At 59.3% G+C, this 5,301-nt stretch carries 3 rRNA genes; all 3 read right to left on the bottom strand.

From position 1 onward, the window contains the following. Positions 1-5: 5 nt before the first annotated feature. Positions 6-123: ribosomal RNA gene (gene rrf, locus B0I33_RS29550) — 5S ribosomal RNA — on the bottom strand. Positions 124-228: 105 nt separating this feature from the next. Further along, a 23S ribosomal RNA gene (locus B0I33_RS29545) occupies positions 229-3,378 on the bottom strand. A 335-nt stretch (positions 3,379-3,713) separates the two neighbouring features. Next, a 16S ribosomal RNA gene (locus B0I33_RS29540) occupies positions 3,714-5,240 on the bottom strand. The 16S, 23S and 5S rRNA genes sit together here, the layout of an rRNA operon. Positions 5,241-5,301: the final 61 nt, after the last annotated feature.

Below are 5,301 nucleotides of genomic sequence, written 5' to 3'. Positions count from 1 at the left end.
GTTATGTACGGCGGTGTCCTACTCTCCCACACCCCTTCGGGTGCAGTACCATCGGCGCTGGTGGGCTTAGCTTCCGGGTTCGGGATGGGTCCGGGCGTGTCCCCTACCGCTATGACCACCGTAACACGGTGAAACACACTGTTTTGTTCTCCAACCCCCCGGCCCGGGGTGTGGGTGGGGGGGTGGTGTGGTGTTTCAGAACCGTAGAGCGGATGCGTGCGTGCGTGTGTGGGCAAGTCCTCGGCCTATTAGTACCAGTCCACTCGAGAACACCTTGCGGTGCGTCCATGTCTGGCCTATCAACCCAGTGGTCTGCTGGGGGCCTTAACCCCACGTGGGGGTGGGAGACCTCATCTAGGAACAGGCTTCCCGCTTAGATGCCTTCAGCGGTTATCCCTTCCGAACGTAGCTAACCAGCCGTGCCCCTGGTGGGACAACTGGCATACCAGAGGTTCGTCCGTCCCGGTCCTCTCGTACTAGGGACAGCCTTCCGCAAGTCTCCTGCGCGCGCGGCGGATAGGGACCGAACTGTCTCACGACGTTCTAAACCCAGCTCGCGTGCCGCTTTAATGGGCGAACAGCCCAACCCTTGGGACCTACTCCGGCCCCAGGATGCGACGAGCCGACATCGAGGTGCCAAACCATGCCGTCGATATGGACTCTTGGGCAAGATCAGCCTGTTATCCCCGGGGTACCTTTTATCCGTTGAGCGACACCCCTTCCACCAGGTGGTGCCGGATCACTAGTCCCGACTTTCGTCCCTGCTCGACCCGTCAGTCTCACAGTCAAGCTCCCTTGTGCACTTACACTCAACACCTGATTGCCAACCAGGCTGAGGGAACCTTTGGGCGCCTCCGTTACTCTTTGGGAGGCAACCGCCCCAGTTAAACTACCCACCAGGCACTGTCCCTGAACCGGATCACGGTCCGAGGTTGAGGTTCCCCATCCGACCAGAGTGGTATTTCAACAACGACTCCACGACCACTAGCGTGACCGCTTCACAGTCTCCCACCTATCCTACACAAGCCGAACCGAAAACCAATACCAAGCTGTAGTAAAGGTCCCGGGGTCTTTCCGTCCTGCCGCGCGTAACGAGCATCTTTACTCGTAGTGCAATTTCGCCGGGCCTGTGGTTGAGACAGCCGGAAAGTCGTTACGCCATTCGTGCAGGTCGGAACTTACCCGACAAGGAATTTCGCTACCTTAGGATGGTTATAGTTACCACCGCCGTTTACTGGCGCTTAAATTCTCAGCTTCGCCCCCGAAGGGGGCTAACCGGTCCTCTTAACGTTCCAGCACCGGGCAGGCGTCAGTCCGTATACCTCGACTTGCGTCTTCGCACGGACCTGTGTTTTTAGTAAACAGTCGCTTTCCGCTGGTCTCTGCGGCCAACTCGCCCTAGCCCGCACGGGGCTTCAGGCGCTCTGGCCCCCCTTCTCCCGAAGTTACGGGGGCATTTTGCCGAGTTCCTTAACCACAGTTCACCCGATCGCCTCGGTATTCTCTACCTGACCACCTGTGTCGGTTTGGGGTACGGGCCGCCCATGCACTCGCTAGAGGCTTTTCTCGGCAGCATAGGATCACTCTACTTCGCCTCACACGGCTACGCATCACGCCTCACCCTCGACCCTCGCAGGGTCAGCAGCACGGATTTCCCTATGCTGCGGGCCACACGCTTACACCAGTATCACCACTGACTGGCGGAGCTACCTTCCTGCGTCACCCCATCGCTTGGCTACTACAGGATCAGGTCCCACGCACCACCACCCACCCACCCCCCAAAGGAGGGCCGGCGAGCGGGGCGGGTGGTTAGTCTCACCTGCCTCGCCAGGGACGCGCACACGCGGGTACGGGAATATCAACCCGTTGTCCATCGACTACGCCTGTCGGCCTCGCCTTAGGTCCCGACTTACCCTGGGCGGATTAGCCTGGCCCAGGAACCCTTGGTCATCCGGCGGCAGAGGTTCTCACTCTGCATTCGCTACTCATGCCTGCATTCTCACTCCCACACCCTCCACCGTTGGCTTCCGCCACGGCTTCCCCGGGTGCAGGACGCTCCCCTACCCACCCACACCACTACACCACCAGGAACAAAGCCCCGATGATGGATGTATCTGTGTGAGTGACACGGCTTCGGCGGTGTGCTTAAGCCCCGCTACATTGTCGGCGCAGGACCACTTGACCAGTGAGCTATTACGCACTCTTTCAAGGATGGCTGCTTCTAAGCCAACCTCCTGGTTGTCTGGGCAATCCCACATCCTTTCCCACTGAGCACACACTTCGGGGCCTTAGCCGGTGTTCTGGGCTGTTTCCCTCTCGACGACGAAGCTTATCCCCCGCCGTCTCACTGCCGCGCTCTCACACACCCGTATTCGGAGTTTGGTTGACTTCGGTAACCCGGTAAGGCCCCTAGGCCACCCAGTAGCTCTACCCCAGGTGTGAAACACGCGACGCTGCACCTAAATGCATTTCGGGGAGAACCAGCTATCACGGAGTTTGATTGGCCTTTCACCCCTACCCACAGCTCATCCCCCAGGTTTTCAACCCTGGTGGGTTCGGGCCTCCACGCCGTCTTACCGGCGCTTCACCCTGGCCATGGGTAGATCACCCCGCTTCGGGTCTAGACCACGCGACTCACACGCCCTCTTCAGACTCGCTTTCGCTACGGCTACCCCACACGGGTTAACCTCGCCACGCAGCACTAACTCGCAGGCTCATTCTTCAAAAGGCACGCCATCACCATCCCCAAAAGGGACCGCTCTGACGGCTTGTAGGCACACGGTTTCAGGTACTCTTTCACTCCCCTCCCGGGGTACTTTTCATCTTTCCCTCACGGTACTCGTCCGCTATCGGTCACCAGGAAGTATTTAGGCTTACCGGGTGGTCCCGGCAGATTCACAGCAAATTCCACGAGCTCGCTGCTACTCGGGAACACCGGCCAAACACGCCACCACGGTTTTCGCGTACGGGACTCTCACCCACTCCGGTCCGCCATCCCAGACGATTCCACTAACCACAGCACGCATCCGGGAGAATGGCAGTTCTCCCCACCGGCTCCCACAACACCGCACACACAACACCTGCCAGCTTGACATGCGCACGGTTTAGCCTCCTCCGCTTTCGCTCGCCACTACTCACGGAATCACACTTGTTTTCTCTTCCTACGGGTACTGAGATGTTTCACTTCCCCGCGTTCCCTCCACACCGCCTATACATTCAGCGGCGGGTAACGCCCCATCACGGGCGCTGGGTTACCCCATTCGGACACCCTCGGATCACAGCTCGGTTGACAGCTCCCCGAGGCTTATCGCAGCCTCCCACGTCCTTCATCGGCTCCTGATGCCCAGACATCCACCATGTGCCCATAAAAACTTGACCACAAAGATGCTCGCATCCACTCTACAGTTCTCAAACACCACACCCACAAGACAACCACACGTGTTGCCTCAGGACCCAACAGCGCACCAGCGAATCACCACCACCCACCAACCACCCCAACCCCCTTTCCACACCCACCCCCACACCACCAACAGATGATGACCAGGGACAGGCAGTACTCGACAGCCACGGCAGCCAGCGACCAGCGTCAACCAGTAGTTCCACAATTCCTCGAGCAACCACCAACCCGGACACCCGCCGGATCCAGTGGCCACCCCACCACCCCCACCCCCCACAACAGGAGGCACCAAGTGGCGGCTGTGTTCGCTCCTTAGAAAGGAGGTGATCCAGCCGCACCTTCCGGTACGGCTACCTTGTTACGACTTCGTCCCAATCGCCAGTCCCACCTTCGACCACTCCCTCCCCCAAAAGGGGGTTGGGCCATGGGCTTCGGGTGTTACCGACTTTCGTGACGTGACGGGCGGTGTGTACAAGGCCCGGGAACGTATTCACCGCAGCGTTGCTGATCTGCGATTACTAGCGACTCCGACTTCACGCAGTCGAGTTGCAGACTGCGATCCGAACTGAGACCGGCTTTAAGGGATTCGCTCCACCTCACGGTATCGCCACCCTCTGTACCAGCCATTGTAGCATGTGTGAAGCCCTGGACATAAGGGGCATGATGACTTGACGTCATCCCCACCTTCCTCCGAGTTGACCCCGGCAGTCTCCCACGAGTCCCCGGCATTACCCGCTGGCAACATAGGACAAGGGTTGCGCTCGTTGCGGGACTTAACCCAACATCTCACGACACGAGCTGACGACAGCCATGCACCACCTGTGCACCAACCACAAGGGAGGACGTATCTCTACGCCTGTCTAGTGCATGTCAAGCCCAGGTAAGGTTCTTCGCGTTGCATCGAATTAATCCACATGCTCCGCCGCTTGTGCGGGCCCCCGTCAATTCCTTTGAGTTTTAGCCTTGCGGCCGTACTCCCCAGGCGGGGCGCTTAATGCGTTAGCTACGGCACGGAGCGCGTGGAATGCACCCCACACCTAGCGCCCAACGTTTACAGCGTGGACTACCAGGGTATCTAATCCTGTTCGCTCCCCACGCTTTCGCTCCTCAGCGTCAGTATCGGCCCAGAGACCCGCCTTCGCCACCGGTGTTCCTCCTGATATCTGCGCATTCCACCGCTACACCAGGAATTCCAGTCTCCCCTGCCGAACTCAAGTCTGCCCGTATCGACCGCACGCCACACGTTAAGCGTGGGGTTTTCACGGCCGACGCGACAAACCGCCTACGAGCTCTTTACGCCCAATAATTCCGGACAACGCTCGCACCCTACGTATTACCGCGGCTGCTGGCACGTAGTTAGCCGGTGCTTCTTCTCCCGGTACCGTCAGTCTCCCTTCGTCCCGGGCGAAAGAGGTTTACAACCCGAAGGCCGTCATCCCTCACGCGGCGTCGCTGCATCAGGCTTGCGCCCATTGTGCAATATTCCCCACTGCTGCCTCCCGTAGGAGTCTGGGCCGTGTCTCAGTCCCAGTGTGGCCGGTCGCCCTCTCAGGCCGGCTACCCGTCGTCGCCTTGGTAGGCCATCACCCCACCAACAAGCTGATAGGCCGCGGGCTCAACCTGTACCGCCGGAACTTTCCACCACCAGACCATGCGGCCAGCGGTCCTATCCGGTATTAGACCCAGTTTCCCGGGCTTATCCCGAAGTACAGGGCAGATTACCCACGTGTTACTCACCCGTTCGCCACTCATCCACCCAGCAAGCTGAGCTTCAGCGTTCGACTTGCATGTGTTAAGCACGCCGCCAGCGTTCGTCCTGAGCCAGGATCAAACTCTCCAACAATGCATGATCCCAAAAACACCACACACAAAAAACATGCGCGGCCTCAAAGAAACCCCAAAAA

The sequence above is a fragment of the Prauserella shujinwangii genome (assembly GCF_003001955.1).
Taxonomy (GTDB): domain Bacteria; phylum Actinomycetota; class Actinomycetes; order Mycobacteriales; family Pseudonocardiaceae; genus Qaidamihabitans; species Qaidamihabitans shujinwangii.
This window is presented reverse-complemented; position numbering and strand designations above follow the sequence as displayed.